Origin of the sequence: Microcoleus sp. F4-D5, assembly GCF_036704885.1 — a bacterium.
Classification (GTDB): Bacteria; Cyanobacteriota; Cyanobacteriia; order Cyanobacteriales; family Microcoleaceae; genus Microcoleus.
The window spans coordinates 23,463-41,342 of the sequence record NZ_JAUBSX010000008.1; the positions used below are offsets into that span (position 1 = coordinate 23,463).

At 45.4% G+C, this 17,880-nt stretch carries 15 protein-coding genes and 1 tRNA gene; 9 read left to right on the top strand and 7 right to left on the bottom strand.

What is annotated here, in order from left to right; all coding sequences use genetic code 11:
* Positions 1-171: 171 nt before the first annotated feature.
* From hpsJ-A to rfbB, 4 genes are all read right to left on the bottom strand, one after another.
* The gene (gene hpsJ-A, locus QUA80_RS05820; protein WP_333422279.1) at positions 172-849 is read right to left on the bottom strand and encodes an HpsJ-like protein, cyanoexosortase A-associated; all 678 of its coding nucleotides are present in this window, start codon (positions 847-849) and stop codon (positions 172-174) included.
* A gap of 172 nt (positions 850-1,021) precedes the next feature.
* The gene (locus tag QUA80_RS05825; protein WP_333422281.1) at positions 1,022-1,690 is read right to left on the bottom strand and encodes a cyanoexosortase A system-associated protein; all 669 of its coding nucleotides are present in this window, start codon (positions 1,688-1,690) and stop codon (positions 1,022-1,024) included.
* Positions 1,690-2,541 (bottom strand): cyanoexosortase A, encoded by an 852-nt coding sequence (gene crtA / locus QUA80_RS05830; RefSeq protein WP_333422283.1) that lies wholly within the window; start codon positions 2,539-2,541, stop codon positions 1,690-1,692. The genes QUA80_RS05825 and crtA overlap by 1 nt, the downstream gene beginning before the upstream one ends.
* A gap of 386 nt (positions 2,542-2,927) precedes the next feature.
* The gene (rfbB, locus tag QUA80_RS05835) at positions 2,928-4,034 is read right to left on the bottom strand and encodes a dTDP-glucose 4,6-dehydratase (protein WP_333422285.1); all 1,107 of its coding nucleotides are present in this window, start codon (positions 4,032-4,034) and stop codon (positions 2,928-2,930) included.
* Between the two features lie 358 nt (positions 4,035-4,392).
* Between rfbB and QUA80_RS05840 the strand changes: the two genes are divergently transcribed.
* The 5 genes from QUA80_RS05840 to QUA80_RS05860 all read left to right on the top strand — a co-directional run bounded on the left by QUA80_RS05840 (position 4,393) and on the right by QUA80_RS05860 (position 8,552).
* Entirely contained in the window at positions 4,393-4,938 is a 546-nt protein-coding gene (locus tag QUA80_RS05840) for a hypothetical protein (RefSeq protein WP_333422287.1), read from the top strand.
* Positions 4,939-5,547: 609 nt separating this feature from the next.
* The gene (locus QUA80_RS05845) at positions 5,548-6,153 is read left to right on the top strand and encodes a DUF1517 domain-containing protein (RefSeq protein ID WP_333422289.1); all 606 of its coding nucleotides are present in this window, start codon (positions 5,548-5,550) and stop codon (positions 6,151-6,153) included.
* Between the two features lie 311 nt (positions 6,154-6,464).
* Positions 6,465-7,349, top strand: a complete 885-nt coding sequence (locus tag QUA80_RS05850; RefSeq protein WP_333422447.1) for a hypothetical protein — start codon at positions 6,465-6,467, stop codon at positions 7,347-7,349.
* 34 nt (positions 7,350-7,383) lie between these two features.
* Entirely contained in the window at positions 7,384-7,455 is a 72-nt protein-coding gene (locus QUA80_RS05855) for a DUF3370 family protein (protein WP_333422449.1), read from the top strand.
* 77 nt (positions 7,456-7,532) lie between these two features.
* Positions 7,533-8,552 (top strand): S-layer homology domain-containing protein, encoded by a 1,020-nt coding sequence (locus QUA80_RS05860; protein WP_333422291.1) that lies wholly within the window; start codon positions 7,533-7,535, stop codon positions 8,550-8,552.
* A gap of 95 nt (positions 8,553-8,647) precedes the next feature.
* Here QUA80_RS05860 and QUA80_RS05865 read toward each other — a convergent pair whose 3' ends face one another.
* Positions 8,648-10,228, bottom strand: coding sequence for a peptidoglycan-binding protein (locus tag QUA80_RS05865; protein WP_333422293.1), 1,581 nt, complete (start codon positions 10,226-10,228; stop codon positions 8,648-8,650).
* A gap of 249 nt (positions 10,229-10,477) precedes the next feature.
* On the opposite strand from QUA80_RS05865, the gene alr reads away from it, so the two are divergent.
* The 4 genes from alr to QUA80_RS05885 all read left to right on the top strand — a co-directional run bounded on the left by alr (position 10,478) and on the right by QUA80_RS05885 (position 14,243).
* Positions 10,478-11,680: an alanine racemase gene (gene alr / locus QUA80_RS05870; RefSeq protein WP_333422295.1), complete on the top strand. Its 1,203-nt coding sequence runs from the start codon at positions 10,478-10,480 to the stop codon at positions 11,678-11,680.
* Between the two features lie 297 nt (positions 11,681-11,977).
* Positions 11,978-12,826 (top strand): mechanosensitive ion channel family protein, encoded by an 849-nt coding sequence (locus tag QUA80_RS05875; RefSeq protein ID WP_333422297.1) that lies wholly within the window; start codon positions 11,978-11,980, stop codon positions 12,824-12,826.
* Positions 12,827-12,873: 47 nt separating this feature from the next.
* Positions 12,874-14,001 carry a patatin-like phospholipase family protein gene (locus QUA80_RS05880; RefSeq protein ID WP_333422299.1) on the top strand — a complete coding sequence of 376 codons (1,128 nt, stop codon included), beginning with the start codon at positions 12,874-12,876 and terminating at the stop codon, positions 13,999-14,001.
* Between the two features lie 153 nt (positions 14,002-14,154).
* A tRNA-Ser gene (locus tag QUA80_RS05885) sits at positions 14,155-14,243 on the top strand.
* 31 nt (positions 14,244-14,274) lie between these two features.
* On the opposite strand, the gene QUA80_RS05890 is transcribed toward QUA80_RS05885, so the two are convergent.
* Together QUA80_RS05890 and QUA80_RS05895 are read right to left on the bottom strand one after the other, a co-directional pair.
* Positions 14,275-15,822, bottom strand: a complete 1,548-nt coding sequence (locus tag QUA80_RS05890; protein WP_333422301.1) for an IS5 family transposase — start codon at positions 15,820-15,822, stop codon at positions 14,275-14,277.
* 201 nt (positions 15,823-16,023) lie between these two features.
* The gene (locus tag QUA80_RS05895; protein ID WP_333422303.1) at positions 16,024-17,790 is read right to left on the bottom strand and encodes a macro domain-containing protein; all 1,767 of its coding nucleotides are present in this window, start codon (positions 17,788-17,790) and stop codon (positions 16,024-16,026) included.
* Positions 17,791-17,880 lie beyond the last annotated feature (90 nt).

The following is a 17,880-nucleotide window of genomic DNA, read 5'->3' on the forward strand; positions in this document are numbered from 1 at the left end:
AAGTTAGATTTAGACCATAATTTAATTTTAAATCACCCTAACCTTCCATCAGTTGTATCCTATGGTACTCTCGCTGCTTAAAAACTGTCCGAAGTATTGCTCAACAAGACTCTTCGGGTGCGCTAGGCGCACCTTACTAGCTCAAAACTCGCAACTCAAAACTCAAAACTACTAACGAGCCCAGTCAGTACCGCGCCACATCGTAAAAAACAAAACACTAGAAATCAGCGCGCCCAGCAGCCACTTAACAGCATTTTTAAATAACCCCAAGCGCTGGCTTGACTGAACCGCAGCGCTTTGCGTCTGCAACCGTTCCTTAGCCGGAGTAATTCTCGAAAGAATTTGCTCTTTCAATTGCTGCGGGTTTTGCGTATCCGTTTGTACCCCCAAACGGGTAAGTTCCCCCGCCAAATTCCTTAAATCTTCAGGAGTACCCTTATTCAGCCGTTCTTCCACCTGCTGCAACTGAGCTAATTGTTGGTTTGCTTGATTAGTAATTTGCTGGTTATTTTGGTTGTTGACGTGGATAGCGCCAAAAATTCCCAAAGGTAGCATTAACAGAAAAACCAGGGCCAGCAGCAGACAGACCCAAGACAAAACCTTCAAAAAAACGTCTTCCAAACGTCTGCGGTCGTACCCTTCTCCAAAAAATATCAGGGCCATTGCCAGTAAAGGAACTGGCACCCGTTCCACTACAGCCCCAATTGTCTGCAATTCCCAGACGCGATTGCCAAAATTTGCTGGTATGAGAACTGCAATCGTATCTAATAAAGACAGAATTAATAGACCGTAGCCAATCCAACGCAGCCTGTAGATAGAAAAACCTTGCTCGCCTTGTACGTCATTCATAAAATAATCAGAATTGTTGTTAAGAAAACTCTCTCTTGACCCCGCCCAAAAACGGATACTTGCTTTCCGACAACAGCCGTGGAGAGTCAAACATTTTAGACTCTTGTTCAAGCTTCCAGATTCACCTGTGGAGTAAATCTCAAATCTCAAATCTCAAATCGACTGGCTCGACTTAAGGTTCTGGAAATCGCGGCTGCCACCACCCATACCAAGAAACCCAAGCATTCTCTAGAATTTTTTGGGCATTTTCTGGAGTTGTTTTATCCAAAGGCACAGACATCTGAGTCCACAAACAGCGCCGGTCTTGAATATTTCCCCTACCCAACAGCCAAAACAGAATGCGGTTCGGCTCCCAATCGCGAGTATTTCGATTGTATCTAAACTGTTGGGAAGTTACTGTAGCAGGGCCGCGAGGATTAATACACGAACTCAAATACAGTCGATTTTGCTGTTGCAAAATTCCGTGAAACCCTGCGCCTTGAGTGCTTGCTAATGCTAGTTTACCAGGAGATGACTTGAGAATAGTATGTCCTTTCATCATACCTTCGACATCTCCTATGGTGTCTACCGCATAGCGCATCTCTATTTCTAGAGCCATGCTATTTTTTTGATATTCATATTTCCTGGCAGCTTTTAATCCTGAACTGTCGCTAATTTCCAGAGGAGCGCTCTTGTTTAGTTTCCAATCGGCTAGAGGCACCGACTCGGGCAACTCAAACGGGGTAACAATATTATTGCTAGTCGATGGATAAAAAAACAATTTTCCGGCAACCAACAAAACCCCTCCCAAAGTAATAGCCAACAGGGAAATTCTAACTGGTTTCCAATAGGTAATAGCCATTAGCAATTCTGTTTTTCCTTATTTTGCGGTTTGTCTTGCAAGATGGCAAACCAGCAGAATAACCCGAAAATAGATACAGCAATCATCGAAAAGATTACTGAACCATTTCCTTCGTGCCAGTATTTAAATGCTTGGGATTGAGATAGCGATACCAGCACTGCCATGAGAGCAACTCGCGCAGCATTCACTACAAATGCAATAATTATTGCCACGAGTGGCACTACAATTTTCTGCCCCGTAGTTGTAGGAAACATCAGCAAGAAAACCAGAGCCATTCCTAACAATTGTAGCATCGCATTCACCCCCGAACAGCCGTGATACACTTCCACGCTGCCATTTTCCAGGATTAGCAAAACCCCTTTCCGCACAACTTCAAATCCTAGATAGTGCAAAATGAATGCTGAAAATTTTGCTGTTAATAGGGCGACATCAACGAATACTCCGATCAATCCGGGAGGAATAGCTGTATAAGCAAGAATTAGAAGTTCCTGCCAATATTGTTTCAGTCCTTTTGTTCCAGAAGCCAGCAATGCTAGGCTGATTCCAGACAAAAAAGGCGTTGCTCTGATAAAAAAGTCGTATCCCGAGATCGATGAACTTTTGATCAATATTAAAGCAATTAACGATGTCCCAAAGAAGCTGGCGAAAACTCCGCTTTCAAAAGTTAAGGATTCGTGCCTTTCCCAAATGAGAAATGCTACGACTCCCCAAAACAGTAACATTGTACCGAACAAGTCAGTGTCGTTTGTTCGGGAAGTCAGAGTTAGGTGTAGGGCGATCAAACCGGAGGCGATGCCTAACAGCCAGTATTTAGGTTCTTGGACGTGCTTGAGCCAGTTTATTTCCGTCATTGCTGCTTTTTGTTTTTACTAAAAGCTTCTAAAATGCTTAATATTGTAACTCTATTAAAATTATCAGCTACAAACACTTGAATTTATGCGTTTGGGGTGATTTTTAACTAAATCTTCACAAAGATTGACAAGGGCGAATGTGTGTGATAATCACCTGCACCTAATTAAATCTGAAGTTAGGCGCTGATACCAAAGAAAACAGGTTTTTTAAGTGCGATCGATCGCACTTAACGAAAGATTTTGGTACCTCAAACCCGGTTTCTGCCCCTAGAGTTTAAATCTAAAGCTTGAAGGCAAGACAGAAACCTTTGGGGACGCACTCTTGAGCTTAAAAACCAGTTTTTTACCGGTTCTGGTTTTTGGTAGCCCGTGCGTCCAGGAGTAGATTAATTAGAGTAGACTTTCCGGTAGTAAGTTTGATATTCCTCCGAAAGCAGGGGTTCCCACCACTCCCGATGGGCTAAGTACCATTCTACAGTCTGCCGCAAACCTTCTTCAACGGTTACTGAGGGAGTCCAACCTAACTCTGTTTTAATTTTGGTGGCATCAATAGCGTAACGCCGATCGTGCCCCGCTCTGTCTTTGACAAATGCAATCAATTGTTCGCAAGGACGGGCGGGCAAATCCTCTGCTAATTCGTCCATTAGCTGGCACAGCATTTTTACTAAATCGAGATTTTTTACCTCGTTGTTGCCGCCAACATTGTAGGTTTCCCCTGGTTGACCGCGGTGAATAACGGCGTCTAAAGCGCGGCAGTGGTCGAGCACGTAGAGCCAATCTCGCACGTTTTGACCGTCGCCGTAAACTGGCAGCGGTTTGCCCAATAGCATATTGATGCACATTAACGGAATGAGCTTTTCTGGGAAGTGATAGGGGCCGTAATTGTTGGAACAGTTGGTGATAATTGTCGGGACGCCGTAGGTGTGGAAATAGGCGCGGGCGAGGTGGTCGCTACCAGCTTTGGAAGCTGAGTAGGGACTGTTGGGCGAGTACGGGGTTGTTTCTGTAAATGCTGGGTCGTCGGGGCCGAGACTGCCGTAAACTTCGTCGGTAGAAACGTGGAGGAAGCGCATTTGTGCTTTGAGAGATGCCTCATCAATTGCTTCAAAATGCTTCCGGAAGGCTTCTAAAAGTGTGAAGGTTCCGACAACGTTTGTTTGAACAAAGGCTGCAGGCCCGATAATTGACCTGTCAACGTGGGATTCTGCAGCAAAGTGGGCGACTGTGTTGATGTTTTCTTCTTTGAGCAAGCTATCGACTAGGGTACGATCGCAAATATCCCCTTGCACAAACCGAAAATTTTCTCCTCCTTCCAAAGTTGCCAGGGTTTGTCTGTTTCCGGCGTAGGTTAAAGCGTCGAGTACGACTACTCGATCGCCCGGATAGCTGCTGCACCAGTGATGCACAAAATTCGAGCCGATAAATCCAGCCCCGCCCGTCACTAACAATCGGCGAGGGGCTCGCTCAATGCCATGATTCCCGCTGTCTGTCATAAAAATAAGAGTTTTTCCAATAACTAAGCCTTTTCAAAAGTAGCCTTAAAAGTAGTTTGTCACCAAGTGTTTGCCAGCCTGTAACTAAATTTTCTACTGTCTCGCCTCAGATTTTCTAATTTGGGCGCGATCGCGCATATTGCTTCACAATACTTCAAACAATTCCGTTCAGTTAGTCAAAACGCTTACAGAGCAACCATTGCAGATTTTTAAGCTGGCAATTTTAAATTTGAATTGCGTCAGGCTATAGTTGATTTTTGCGATCGATCCGCGATTTGGAGGGCGGGCAGAGTTGATACATTTGTAAAGAGCTGTTACCATTAATTTTTTAATTATCCTTTACAATCTCCAGAACACCATGAAGAAGTTTCAAGTGTTAGCTGGCATTGCTTCCGTCGTCGCGATCGCAAGCAGCATCGCCATAGGTGACGCCGCATCTGCTTTCCCCTGTTCCTACAGCAAATCTGGGGCGGCTAAGTCTGGTTCTGCGACAACGATCCTGGGTTCCGGCGGTTCGGAGCGCATGAATCCGTGGAAATCTTACAAAACAGCAGCTCTCGGTTTGCTGGGTTTGGCTGGGCTTGGGGGCGCAGGTGCGGCCTACATGAGCTACCGCGCCGGCAAGCGCGCCTCTGCTGCTTGCGCTGCGATGACCGATAATTTTGAAGTTTTTGAAGAGCCGATCGATCCGATCGCAGATGCAGCCGTTCGCGAACACCTGGAAGTTCCGGCCCTGCTCGATTTGGCGGCGGCCGGTGCTGTAGCTGAGCCAGCAGATGCGGTTGCAGCCGTTCGCGAACACCCGGAAGCTCCAGGCGGCGAGCTGGATTTGCCGGTTTCGCCAGTTGCCGAGTTGAGTTCTGAAATTGCGATCGAACAAGTCCAAAGCGCGATCGTCAAATAGTTATCTCAAACCAAAGTATTCGCTCAAAAAACCTCCAATCTTGCAAGATTGGAGGTTTTTTGAGGTAAAATTATCTGCCCCTACAATTTCCTGTCACGGCGATCGCGAAGCACAGCAAACAATTGACAACAGATGAATCGATAGCACGCAATATCATATTCCGGCCAAGCTCTCGGAGCGCGGAATTAATACTAATTTAAAAAAGTCTGGCTAAAATTCTCAATCTCATACCAATTCTTAAAAGTCGCAGTTCCCAGTCAATCGATTGCGCGATTTTAGATTTTAGATTTTAGATTAAAGAATTGAAGTATTGACCCCACGGATAAATTCGGCGGTTCCTTTATCGGATACAGGTTTTTATTTCTGGACCGATGAATCCGGGGGCTTGTATCCTAGATGCTTGATTGTCAGGACAAGCCAGTGCTGTTTCCCTACTGTATTTGCTCCGATTGAAAACTGCGATAAAATTAGATGACTCAAAGCGAGACAGTACGGTAAGGAGGCGATCGCTCAAAATGCCCTCGATATCAATCTGAGGTTAGACGGCAAGAGTGAAATCGCCTGCTATCATTGGAAATATAGCCCTAGAAATTACAACTACAGGTTATTATGAATGCTTGGCGCGATCGGTTCAATCAATTTACAGGTAAAACTCGACTGGCAGTTTGCCGGGTGTTCGTTCACCTAACAGGCGAAGAAGTTGCACCGCTGTTAGGAGTTCTCAACCGCACCGCCAGACAAGCAATTGATGCCGATGGCGACGTAGCAGTCTTAGGAGAAGGTCTTGTAGAAATTTGCAATCACCTGTTGCAGTACGACAACTACTGGCAAGCAGCAGCCAATGAAGGCGATATTTTTTGGAATGAAGGTGAAGCCGGTGATTATGTGGATGAACTTTTCACTGATTCAGCCGAGCGCTATCTCAGCGAGCCTCAATACAGCACATCTGTTTACGATAAAAATTCCCCCTTGTCTTTGCCGGTAACTAGAAATGTCGTAGTGATGCTGACAGTTGCTTATGAAGGCGAAGTTCCTGCCCTAGAAACAGACCTCGCTGACATCAGCGCGCTGAAAGTCGGTTTAAAAGCAATGATTAATTTAAATTACCAGCAAAGGCTCCGAGCTGTGCAAGTTCACTTTTCTCCCGCACAGTTGGGTGACGAACTTACCAGCGACCAAGTGTTGGTCAATTTCCCCGAACTCATTCCCCTTTAAAAACTAGAAAAATCCCAACCATCGAAGCGGCGAAGAGAATTCGCTCAGACATAAAAACGATGTCCACTGCAAGCGGACGAGCGCAAAAGAGGGAAAATAACACAGGTTTGCAGTGAGGAGGGAATTCCTCAAGCTGGGAATAAATAAGAAATCAAGTCATGACTGCAAGCTGGACTAGCGATAGAATGTAAATCGAGCCGTCCGTCGAGCGTTACCAATTACTTTGATTCAGGACACGCAATTCACAGAACCCGAGCTAGAAGTTGTTTGCTGCTTCCTTTTTCCTGACTAATTACCAATAACTATTTATGATGATGCTGCGAAAACTGACAATTTATTTAATGGCTTTAACTTTGTTGTGGACGGCAACCGCCTGCGGTTCTCCTACCCCACAACCTCCTGTCAATCCGGCTGCAAATACTAATGTTAACACGGTGCGTCCGGCGGCAAACAATAACTTGGCTCAAGGTCAATATCCCGTACAGCAAGCTACCTACAACGATGCGGATGGTGAATACAGTTTAATGTTGCTGAATACTCCCGCCGGCAGTCCCCCAGTTTACCGCACTAGGGATTTGCAAATGGCTCGCTTAACGGATGAAGAAATATCGGCAGGCAAGAAAAGTTATCTAAATCTGGATAACAATAAAGCGGTTTTGCATTTGACAGAAGATTTTAAAATTGAGTACGTTCACAACGTGACTGAAACCGTCACTAACCCTCAAACCGGTCAGCCCCAAACCGTAGTAGTGAGACAGCAATCTGGCTTCTGGGCGCCGTTTGCTGGGGCTATAGCCGGTCAGGCGATCGGCAGTTTGTTATTTAGACCCCAATATTATATGCCGCCAGTCTATCAGCCGGGAATTATGACAGGATATGGCGGCTATGGCAATACTTACAGCCAAGCTGTTAACCAATATCAAACTCGCTACCGAACTCCTCCTCCTGAGGTGAGGAACCGTCAAGTTTTAAGGACGACCGGCCGCTTGCGATCGCCCACGTACAACCAGCCAGTAAGACCCTCAGTACGTCCTAATGGCAATCGATCGACCGGTTCGGGTTACGGTGGCAGCACTTTGAGGCGATCGCCGCAGCCGCGTCAAAATCAATACAAGCGGCAGCCGAGTTTTGGTAGCGGCAGGAATTCTCGTCAACCCAGTCGGACTCGCTCTTTCGGGAGTGGCAGAAGGCGCTGAGTTGAAGATTGTAAAAATCAGCAACTGAGGATCGATAAAAGTTGATTTTATTTATCCTCCAGATTCGACGCCGCCGCAAGTATTGACAGTGAGAACTTTGGAATAGTTGATTTATTTATTTCAGTCACCACCAGACCAAAAAAATATGTGATTTAATTTCTACATTGGTATGTAGGTGACAATATGTCTTCTTCACAACCCCCGTCAGGGGAAAGAAACCGTCTGGGATTGGATGAGTTGATTGCTATCCTGGTGGCCTTCGGCACGATGGGAGCAATTTTATTTTGGGTAACAGGTAAAAATCCGGATCGATTTAATGCCAAAAATTGGCAATTTCCAGCCGTTTTCTCTCTACCTGCTGTTACACCCGCGAGCCCGGGAATATTAACGCCTGTGCCGCCGAATGCGGCTGTGCCATCTCCCGCTACAACCCCCGTTCCCTCAAAACCGGATGTCGCACCTGTGGCACCTTTAGGGCCAGTTGTACCGGCAACTCCTCCGGTGGGTGTAATCGTTGTTCCTCCCAAGCCAATTGTGCCATCGACTCCCGATCCGGCAATTACCAAACCCAAAGCGGCTAAACCAAAAGTTGGGCCCGTTAGATTCTCCGATATTCCTGACAAATATTGGGCGAGTCCGTTCATTCTAGCTTTAGTCGATCGCAAAATCTTTACTGATTTCACCGACAGCAAATTTCAGCCCGACGAACCGATGACGCGGGCCGAACTAGCGCGCTTGATTCAGCGAATGTCCGACGACAAAGAGCCGATCCGAAAACCAATTAATTTTAAAGACGTAAAAGACAAGAGTCCTGTCGCTCCTGCGATCGACCACACCGTCAAAACCGGATATCTTAAAGGATACCCAAACAATGAGTTCCGTCCCGAAAAACAGATTCCGCGTGTCGAAGTAATCGCAGCTTTAGCAAGCGGTTTGAGCCTGAAACCATCAACAAAAGCAACCAAAACTTTACGAGTTTATACAGACAGGGCAAAAGTGCCGAAATGGGCCGTTAACAAAGTAGCATCAGCCACAGAAGCTGGTATTGTTGTCAACCACCCGAATCGCGAACTTTTGCAGCCGAATAAAATAGCAACTCGCGCTGAAGTAGCAGCCATGATTTACCAAGCTATGGCCAAAAAAGGTCAAGTACCTGCTAAGGCTTCAGAGTATGTTGTGAAGCCTTTAAAGTCGTCCAAATAGTATTTTAGGGGCGTTGCTCATCCGCCGCCCCAAAATAACATTTAATCGCTATTGTTTGTAGTCAGGACTCCAGCCCTGACTGCGAAGCAGCTATATTAATCTTGAAACACCATAATGCTGCCCGAATAGCAAGCTACCCAAACCTGATTAGTTTCCGGATCGTAAGTAATCCCGATCGGGCTTGAATTAACCTTCACTGTTTGCAGCACTTTCAGATCGCTCGTCCTAACTTTGCTAACAGTATTCGAGAAATAGTTGACCACATAAAGCAGTTTGCCCTCATCAGAAATTGTCATGCTGCGAGGTGCTTTTCCTGTCGAAACTTTGTCCACCACTTTACCAGTTTTTAGGTCAATTTTTGCCACATTTCCTTCACCGTTCAAAGTGGCATAAAGATACTTTCCGTTGGGATCGATCGTCAAGTGACGCGGCGCATTGCCAATATTCCTCAGCCATTCTACCGAAAAGTCTATGAGATTCACTTTCGCAATATTGGAAGAACCCATGATGGCAACATAGGCATTTTTTGAGTCAGGAGTGACAACAATACCCCGAGGGTATGCACCCAGTTTCACCCGCTTGACTTCGAGATTTTTATTGATATCAACTACGCTCAAATCCCAACTGCACCAATTGCTAGCGAGGGCGAAGCGATTGTCAGGCGAAACAGCATTAAATTTCGGAACTGCACCTACAGGAATTACCTTTTCTATTTTCAAAGTTTGGGTATTGATGCGGTACAGAAAACTTTGGTCGTGTTTTGCTGCTGGAGAGCACCTGTCGGTTCCCGGATTGCTAAACCCCGAACCGTACATTTTGTAGTTGGATACATAGGCATATTTGCCGTCTGTTGAAAAAGCTGCTTCTACGGGAGAGCCTTGATAATTGCCTTTGAATTTAGAAAAACCAAACTTCGATAAGTTTACTGTATCTGGAATAGTCTTGACTAATTTAAAGTTCCTGTCGTAAACTGTGATTGTGTGGCGGTACATCATGTTTTGAGCAAAAAACAAACCCGAACCCGAATAAACTATTGATTTGGGCGAGATGTTACCGTAAATGGTTTTTTTCAATGTCATTTTTCCGAGAGTGTTGTCGGGAGGATTTACTAGCTTTTGTGGCGGTGATTGACTTTCTAGCTCCTCGGAACTTTCTGTTTTAAATGGCGGCAAAGAGGTATCTTGAAATAGAGGTTCTTGGGGCGGATTTTGATTTGTATCTTCGGGTTGGTTTGTGTTTTCTGTGGCTCTAGGAGATGGCGAAGGTCGATCGACATTTGGCGAGATTTTTTCCGCCGCTTCCATGCTTGCGTCTTCTGACTTACCTTTCAGTGCTGACAAGGTTTTAGGGCCGACAATTCCGTCAACTTTCAGGTTGTTGTCTGCTTGAAACTTTTTCACAGCAGCGCGAGTGAGAGAACCGTAAAATCCTGTAGCCTTACCGCCAAAATATCCTGCTGCTTGCAGAGTTTTCTGGAGGTTTGCAACTTCCGGGCCTGAATCGCCTTTTTTGAGGGCGAGTGCGGGATTGACTAAATTTAAAATTGTGAGAGCGATCGTAAAGAAAAGTAAAGGAGTTGAGGCTAAATTCAGGTGCATTTTTGAGTTGGTCGATCGACTTTGACACGCAACCGTTTCCCAAGTTTCAGCTAAATGTAGGTAGGCCAGTCCGTCCATAGTTTTTACCGGGTATTTTTGGTGCTATGATACACCAGTTAATACCCTTTGAGATTTGAGATTTGAGATTTGAGATTGGGAATAACTGATGCAATATGGGTTTGCAGCTTGCCCGCAGTTGCATGCTTTTTTTAAACTTGTATAAAATTGATTAAAAGAAAAATCTTATTATAATCAAACTTAGGGTAAAATATCCGAGCAGCTTTTAGAGCAGTTTTTAAGCGTGCAAGCAAGTAGGAGCGATCGACAATGTGGAGTAGGGAACAAACAACCGCAGAATCAACGACAAAAGAATCCCGCCAGACGGTGCTGGGGGACGGTGACGGGGGAATTTGCCAGCGGGCTTGGGTAGAAATGGATTTATCAGCTTTAACTCACAATGTAAAAGAGCTTAAAAATCTCTTATCTCCCCACACAGAACTGATGGCAGTTGTGAAAGCGGATGCTTACGGACACGGTGCTGTTGCAGTCAGTCAAATAGCATTGCAAGCAGGTGCTAGTTGGCTGGGAGTGGCGACAATTCCCGAAGGAATAGAATTGCGAGAAGCTGGGATAGAAGCGCCGATTTTGCTGTTGGGGTCAACCCATACAGCAGAACAGGTAAAGGCGATCGCCCGATGGCACTTGCAGCCCACTATTTGTACTGCCAAACAAGCCCTAATTTTTTCCGAAGTTCTCGCCACTCTCAACCAATCTTTGCCAGTTCACGCTAAGTTAGATACGGGAATGTCTCGCTTGGGTACGCCCTGGCAAGAAGCAACAGAATTTGTACAATTAGTCAACCGATTGCCCAATTTAAAATTAGCCAGCATTTACTCTCATTTAGCGACAGCAGACAGTCCCGATCCTGCCGTGATGAGAGAGCAGCACCAGCGGTTTAAACGGGCGATCGACCAAATTAAAATAGCAGGAATTAACCCTCCTCGCCTGCACTTGGCAAACTCTGCTGCCGCCCTCGCTGACCGCGATTTGCACTACGATTTAGTACGAGTCGGTTTAGCTACCTACGGTCTTTATCCAGCTCCTCACTTGCAGCCGATCGCCAATTTGAAGCCCGCAATGCAGGTAAAAGCTAGGGTAACGCAGGTGAAAACAATTGAAGCAGGAACAGGCGTCAGTTACGGCTATCAATTTATAGCTCAGCGGCAGACACAGATTGCCGTAATTGGTATCGGCTATGCAGACGGTATTCCGCGCAATCTTTCTAATAAAATGCAGGTTTTAGTTAGGGGTGAATTCGTGCGGCAAGTGGGAGCCGTGACGATGGATCAATTAATGCTGGATGTAACCGATATTCCCGATTTAGAAGTCGGTGAAGTGGTGACTCTGTTGGGAAAAGATGGGGAATATCAAATTACTGCTGACGATTGGGCCGCGACTTTAGGAACTATTTCGTGGGAAATTCTCTGCGGTTTTAAACACCGGTTGCCCCGGGTAGCAGTAAACTATTAACAGTAGTCCGGCAGGGGTTGAAACCCCTGCCTCATAGCAAAAGTCGGTTGAAACCGACTCAAGAGTTTGAAGGATAAAATTATCGACAGTCCGGCAGGGGTTGAAACCCCTGCCTCATAGCAAAAGTCGGTTGAAACCGACTCAAGAGTTTGAAGAAGGATAAAATTATCGACTTTAGTCCTCTTCTAGAGGACTTCCGCTATGAGACAGGGTTTTTAAACCCCTGTCGGACTCTCGGAATAAGCGATAAGACTGAGACTGCAATTTTCAATTTCCCATTCCCAATTACCAATTGATATGACAGTTATTCAGACATTTATACCAATAGCCCAAACCTTGTATTCTCAGCTAAATGTAGAAAGAACACAAGCCTTGGAAGTAGCCCAAGAATTCTCGAAAAAATTCGTAGAATTGGGGTTTAAAATTGTACCTCAACTGCTGTGGGCGATCGGCATTTTGTTGATTACGCGATTTGCGATCGGCTTTGCGGGCCGCGTGACTCGCCGAGCACTGAGTCGCACCGAAGCCACACTGCGGAAATTCTTAGTTCAAGCTGCTGAAATTACGATTTTGGTAGTGGGAGTAGTCGCAGCTTTGAGTCAGTTGGGAATTCAAACTACCAGTGTGGTTGCGGTGGTTGGTGCGGCGGGTTTGGCGATCGGTTTGGCGTGGCAAAATACTTTGTCGCACTTTGCTGCTGGGGTAATGTTGATTAGTTTGCGGCCCTTTGAAGTCGGGGACGGGATTGAAGCTGGCGATGTTAAGGGAGTGGTGGACAGCATCGGGATTTTTTCCACAACCGTGGTGACAGACGATCGCGTAAAAATTATTGTACCGAACAATCAGTTGTTTAACGGTACACTGAAAAATACAACGGCAATGGGAACGAGGCGAGTAGACTTGAAGATTGATATTGGCGATCTGCCGATCCGTCGGACAGTGGCTGAGTTATTAGAAATTGCCCACTCTCACCCCCTGGTTTTGGAGAATCCGCCCCCGACTTGTTTGGTGCTCGAGATTACTCCAGATACAACTATTTTATCTCTCCGGCCTTGGTGCGCGTCGGTGGCCTACGAACAAGTGCGATCGCAAGTTCAAGAACACGTCAAAGAAGCAATGAATGCCTACAAAAATCAAGAACAATAGATATCAAGCTAAAATCTAAAATCCCAAATCGAGTCGAGGTATTTCCCATGAGTCAGTGGTATCCACAGCAAATTTTGCAAGAACCTGGTGTCAGGATCACCGCCACCGAGAAACAAACAATTCTCAGCAAATTTCCGCCTCCAGACGAAAACGGTCAAATCTATGCCGACGGGGTTTTTGAAGGCGGCGGCGTGCGCGGAGTTGCATTTTTAGGAGCACTCAGGTGCTGCAGCGATTTGGGCATCCGGTGGCGAAAATTGGCCGGCACTTCGGCAGGTGCAATTACTGCCGCAGTATTGGCAACCGACTTGTCAATTGATGATTTAGAGGAAATTTTAGGACAGCTCGATTACAGCATATTTTTAACTCAAAAAAACAGTCCTCTAATTTTAAACGGCGACCCCGCCGACGACTTGCAATCTCCTGCTTGGACTCTACTTTTCTTAACAGTTAGCCGTCAGATGGGAGAATATTCGGCGCAACCGTTCCGGCAGTGGCTGGAAGCAATGCTCGGTCGAGGTAACTTGCACACTTTTGCCGATGTCAAACAAATTGTAAAAGAGCGGGAATTAAAAGTAGTAATATCCAACCTCTCTCGCGGTGAAATGTTGGTGCTGCCCGACGACTTACACCGACGCGAATCGACGGATTCCGATCCTTTGTACGAACAGTTGCGACTCAAAAGTGCTGAACATTTTAGCGTGGCTGAAGCGGTTCGGTTGTCGATGAGTATTCCGCTATTTTTTGAACCTGGAAAACTCGGCGATGACTTAATTGTAGATGGCGGAATTTTGAGCAATTTCCCCCTATGGATTTATGACAAACAATCCGTCGGTTCGACTCCTGCGGCGCCGCGCTGGTTTACCTTTGGGTTTCGATTAGTCGATACCGGAATTGAGACTAAAGCTAAGATTGATACTCCGCTGTCGATGCTGGCGGCGATGTTCAGAACGATGATGAAAGCAAGAGACCGCTATCACCAGCGGGAGATGGATAAAGGCAGGGTGATTAATATTGATGTGACTGAAGCTGGGGTGACGACGACCGACTTTAATCTCGATGCCGATCGCAAGGCTCACCTGTACCGCTTGGGGTATTTGTATACTAAGAGGTTCTTTTTGAGTTCCAATTTTAGTTGGGAGAAGCACTTGAAGGCTAGGGGCTTTGGGGAGTAGGTTTCGAGTATCGAGTTGGATCAGAGGCGGATATAGGGTAAAACCTGCCTTTTGCCGGCGGCGAAAAGTATACAGAGTAAGGGATTGAGGAATTTTAAAATTAGGGGTTGGCAAGAAGAAGATGTGTGTGCTATAGTTAGTTACTGTCATCTTGGAGAGGTGGCTGAGTGGTCGAAAGCGGCAGATTGCTAATCTGTTAAGGGTGTTAACATCCTTCGAGGGTTCAAATCCCTCCCTCTCCGTTCTAAAAGCCCAGCTAACAAAATAGAATACCTAGGGTTTGCTGAATAATCGATCGCCCGCAAAGAACAAGTGCGATCGATATCCTCTAGCTCCATTTAAGATGAGTTTTTCTGTATTAATTTGTTTCAAATATAAGTGAAGCTTATTCTCAATCTCAAAACAGGTGTTGTTTGGGCTACTCGACATAAAAACACACAAAAAAACCCGGTACAACCAGGTAGAAAGGTTCATTACTAAAAAAGTAATTGCAATCGCTGTAGAGTTCGTATTACTAAGTTTTGCCATCACTCGGTTCAAGCTAAATCTTCGTTTACCCTGTCCAAATTTTCCTTCGATCGCCTGACGAATTTTCTCATCTTCTCGAGCTTGCTTCTTTTTTGATTTACTGACATCAAGTGGAGGCCTTCCTAAAGTCGGTCCACTAATTCTAATTCCTCTCTCTTTACACCAAGCAAGGTTTTCTCTTGTTCGATAAATGCGGTCGGCATGAACTGACGCCGGATAGTATCCTGTGAATCTATAATAAGCTTCTACTTGCGCTTTTAAGTCCCCTGACTCATTAAAATTATCCCAACTTATTCGGTCTAAAAATACATACCCCTCAAAGCAACTCGCTGACAGTTTTGCTCCAAATTCTACATTTTTTCCTGCTTTTCCTCTGATTATGGGACGGATGTAAGGTTGGCTTAAGCTGACTATTCTATCCGATATGCTCTGTTTATTGTTCTCAAATAACCAGAGCTGTTGCCGATAGACTTCTGTGACTACTAGCAAGGTTTTATATTGCTTTTTCGTCAAACTTGTCAGGGAAGCACCTGAGTTTATTAGCTGTTCAATATGACCGAAGTTTCTTTTGATATATTGCAGTTGTTTTTTAATTCCTTGCCTTCTTTTGTTACGAGAAATTCGTTTTTGTTTGGCTATGAATAAGTAATCTTTTCTGGCTTTTTTGCGGTAGGTTCTGGGTTTTTTGGCAATTTGACCTTTGAGGGATTTATAGAGGATGTCTATAATTTTTTCGGTATGAACTCGGCCTTGATTTAATAGTCCTATGTCGGTGGGATAGCTGATGTCGGCGGGGGCGCAGGTGGCATCTATAATCAGTTTTCCTCGATTTGATGACTCATTTTCTGCGTCCGAATGCTTTTTTTTTTCTGGTGGGCTATCGGTGGTTTCTCGAATTTTTTCAATCGTGCGCTCGTTCACTTTATTGACTAGGTTCGCGCCGATACGTTGGCGAAAGTGAACTAATAGTGATGGGTCAAAGGGCAGTTCATTACTGTATGTTAATTGACCGATAAAGTATTGCAAATAGGGGTTTTCACGAATTTGTTCTACTCTTGGACGATCGCTGATACCCAGTTTTTCTTTGATAATTAATGCCCCCAATGCCATCCGAAAAGATTTGGCTGGCGCACCTTTTTCGCTCGGAAAAATTTTAGCATATTCTGCTTCAAATTCATTCCAAGGTATCAGTTCGGCCATTTTTACCCAACGGTTGTCCGCTGACAACTTGCCCCCGAAGGGTAGTTCAAACTCGGATGGGGGACTTTGAGCTTGCTCAACTTTTCGATACACTTTTGTAGATGGTGATGCACGGGTTTTGACCCATTTTACCAGTCAATCTTGCACTTTTCACTCGCTCGCACGCTCTCGATCGCTTTCGCTACGTAACGTGCGATCGATTATTCAGCAAACCCTACCTAGAGCCCCGATTTCTTCAAGAAGTCGGGGCTCTAGAAGCGATCGCGTTTTACCTTAGTTTTGTTACTAAAACCATTACAAACCAGAAATTTTCAAGAATTCATTTTGGAAGCAACGATGAGTATCTGAATCGAAACAAACAAAAAGAATAGATCCGATCGCACTAGATGTTAAAAGAAAGCGACTGGTTTGCTCAAAAGCAATTTCCGCCGCACGCTCGGGTGGAAAACCCATTGCTCCCGTTCCAATAGCTGGAAAAGCCATACTCCGAAGTGAATGCTGTACAGCTAATTCCCAACAACTCCAGTAACATTCTGCTAATAGCTCTTCCTCTCCCTGAGAGCCACCGCGCCAAAGGGGACAAACCGTATGAATAACCCACGGTGTGGGCAAATTATAGCCAGGAGTAATTTTCGCCTCCCCTTCCTCACAACCACCTATACGGCGACATTCTTCTAGAAGTTCTGGTCCTGCTGCTTGGTGAATTGCGCTGGATATGGCACCAGAGTTGGATAGGTAGCGATCGCACGAGTTAACGATCGCATCTACTCCTAAATTTTCAGTAATATTCCCCAATACAGGGCCTTTGCGATAGGCGTATAAAAGGCTGACATGACCGCTACTGCGAGTAGTAGTAGTACGGCTGTAGCTTTGATGAGTTGACGTTTTGCGATATGTGTTATAATCTCGCTGTTTGAGTTGTAGTTCTAAGTCGGCGATTGCCTCCGCTTCTGGCGCACTCATGGGCAGATCGGGATTATTGAGCAACTGCTGTTTTGTCTCCTGCAATAGTTGGCTGGCGCGATCGTAATTCCCTCCATCTACCAGTCTGACGGCTTCTTTTTTGGCGCGTGCTGTCATCATTAAAATCGCTTGCTGTCGTACCTCAGAGTTGAAGGGAAATTCCTCTAATTGTGCAGCACTGACGACGGGTAAGCGCAAGGAAACGCGGATTTTTTGCTCCTGTGGTTGTTCGGGGTCGTTCCAACTGAGGCGAAAATAACATAAATCTACTTCCTCTGTCATGGCTGGCACTTTCAGCCGCACCACTACATCAACTGGATTACTAATTACTAAATTAGGTAAGCGAAATCGACCATTTGGGGTGACATCTAGCTGATTGAGTACCTCAACCATTTCTACTCCAGCTTGTGGCTCAATTCCCAAGGTGACATTTGTGCCAAGTGTCGCCATTAAGCCCTGTAATTCTTGTTGAAAAATACTGGGCAATTGTTCGGGAGATTGAATGTAATAATAATTGCCATCCCCACTCCGCGCCATTGCTTCTAGCAAGTCTTCGTTGTAATCATTACCAATTCCCATTGTGGTAGTGCTGACACCTCGTTTGGTTAAACCGTTCACATCGGAGGCAATTACATCGGGATTTGTTTCACCGACATTGGCTAGTCCATCTGATAAGAGAATGACTCGATTTAAGTGTTCTGGATTGAGGTGTTGGCTAACTTGAATTCCTCCTTGCATCCATCCGGCGTGCAGTGCCGTACTGCCTCTGGCCTGAATTTTTTGAATTTGCTGCAAAAAGGGGGATTTATGAGTAGCAAGGGTGCTAGGGACTAGGGTTTCTATCTGGTTATCGTAAATTGTGATACTAACGCGATCGCTTGGCAACAACTGTTCGATTGCGTAACTAGCTGCTTGCCGTGCGTATTCAATTTTTTGTCCGCCCATAGAACCAGAGCGATCAATTACTAAACCTAAATTAAGCTGCGGTCGCTCAATTGTTTTTTCCGGTGCTGGGGGCGTAATTCTGACTAAAACATCTAGAGTCGTTGAGCGTTCGGAACAAACGGCAGCACGTAGAGGGATAAGCTGTATGTCCATATTTGACCTCTTTTATATCACGCTATTTAAATGATACAGTAGAGTACAGGTGAATAGAGTACGCTTTAATCCCAAGCACTTACGAAAGTG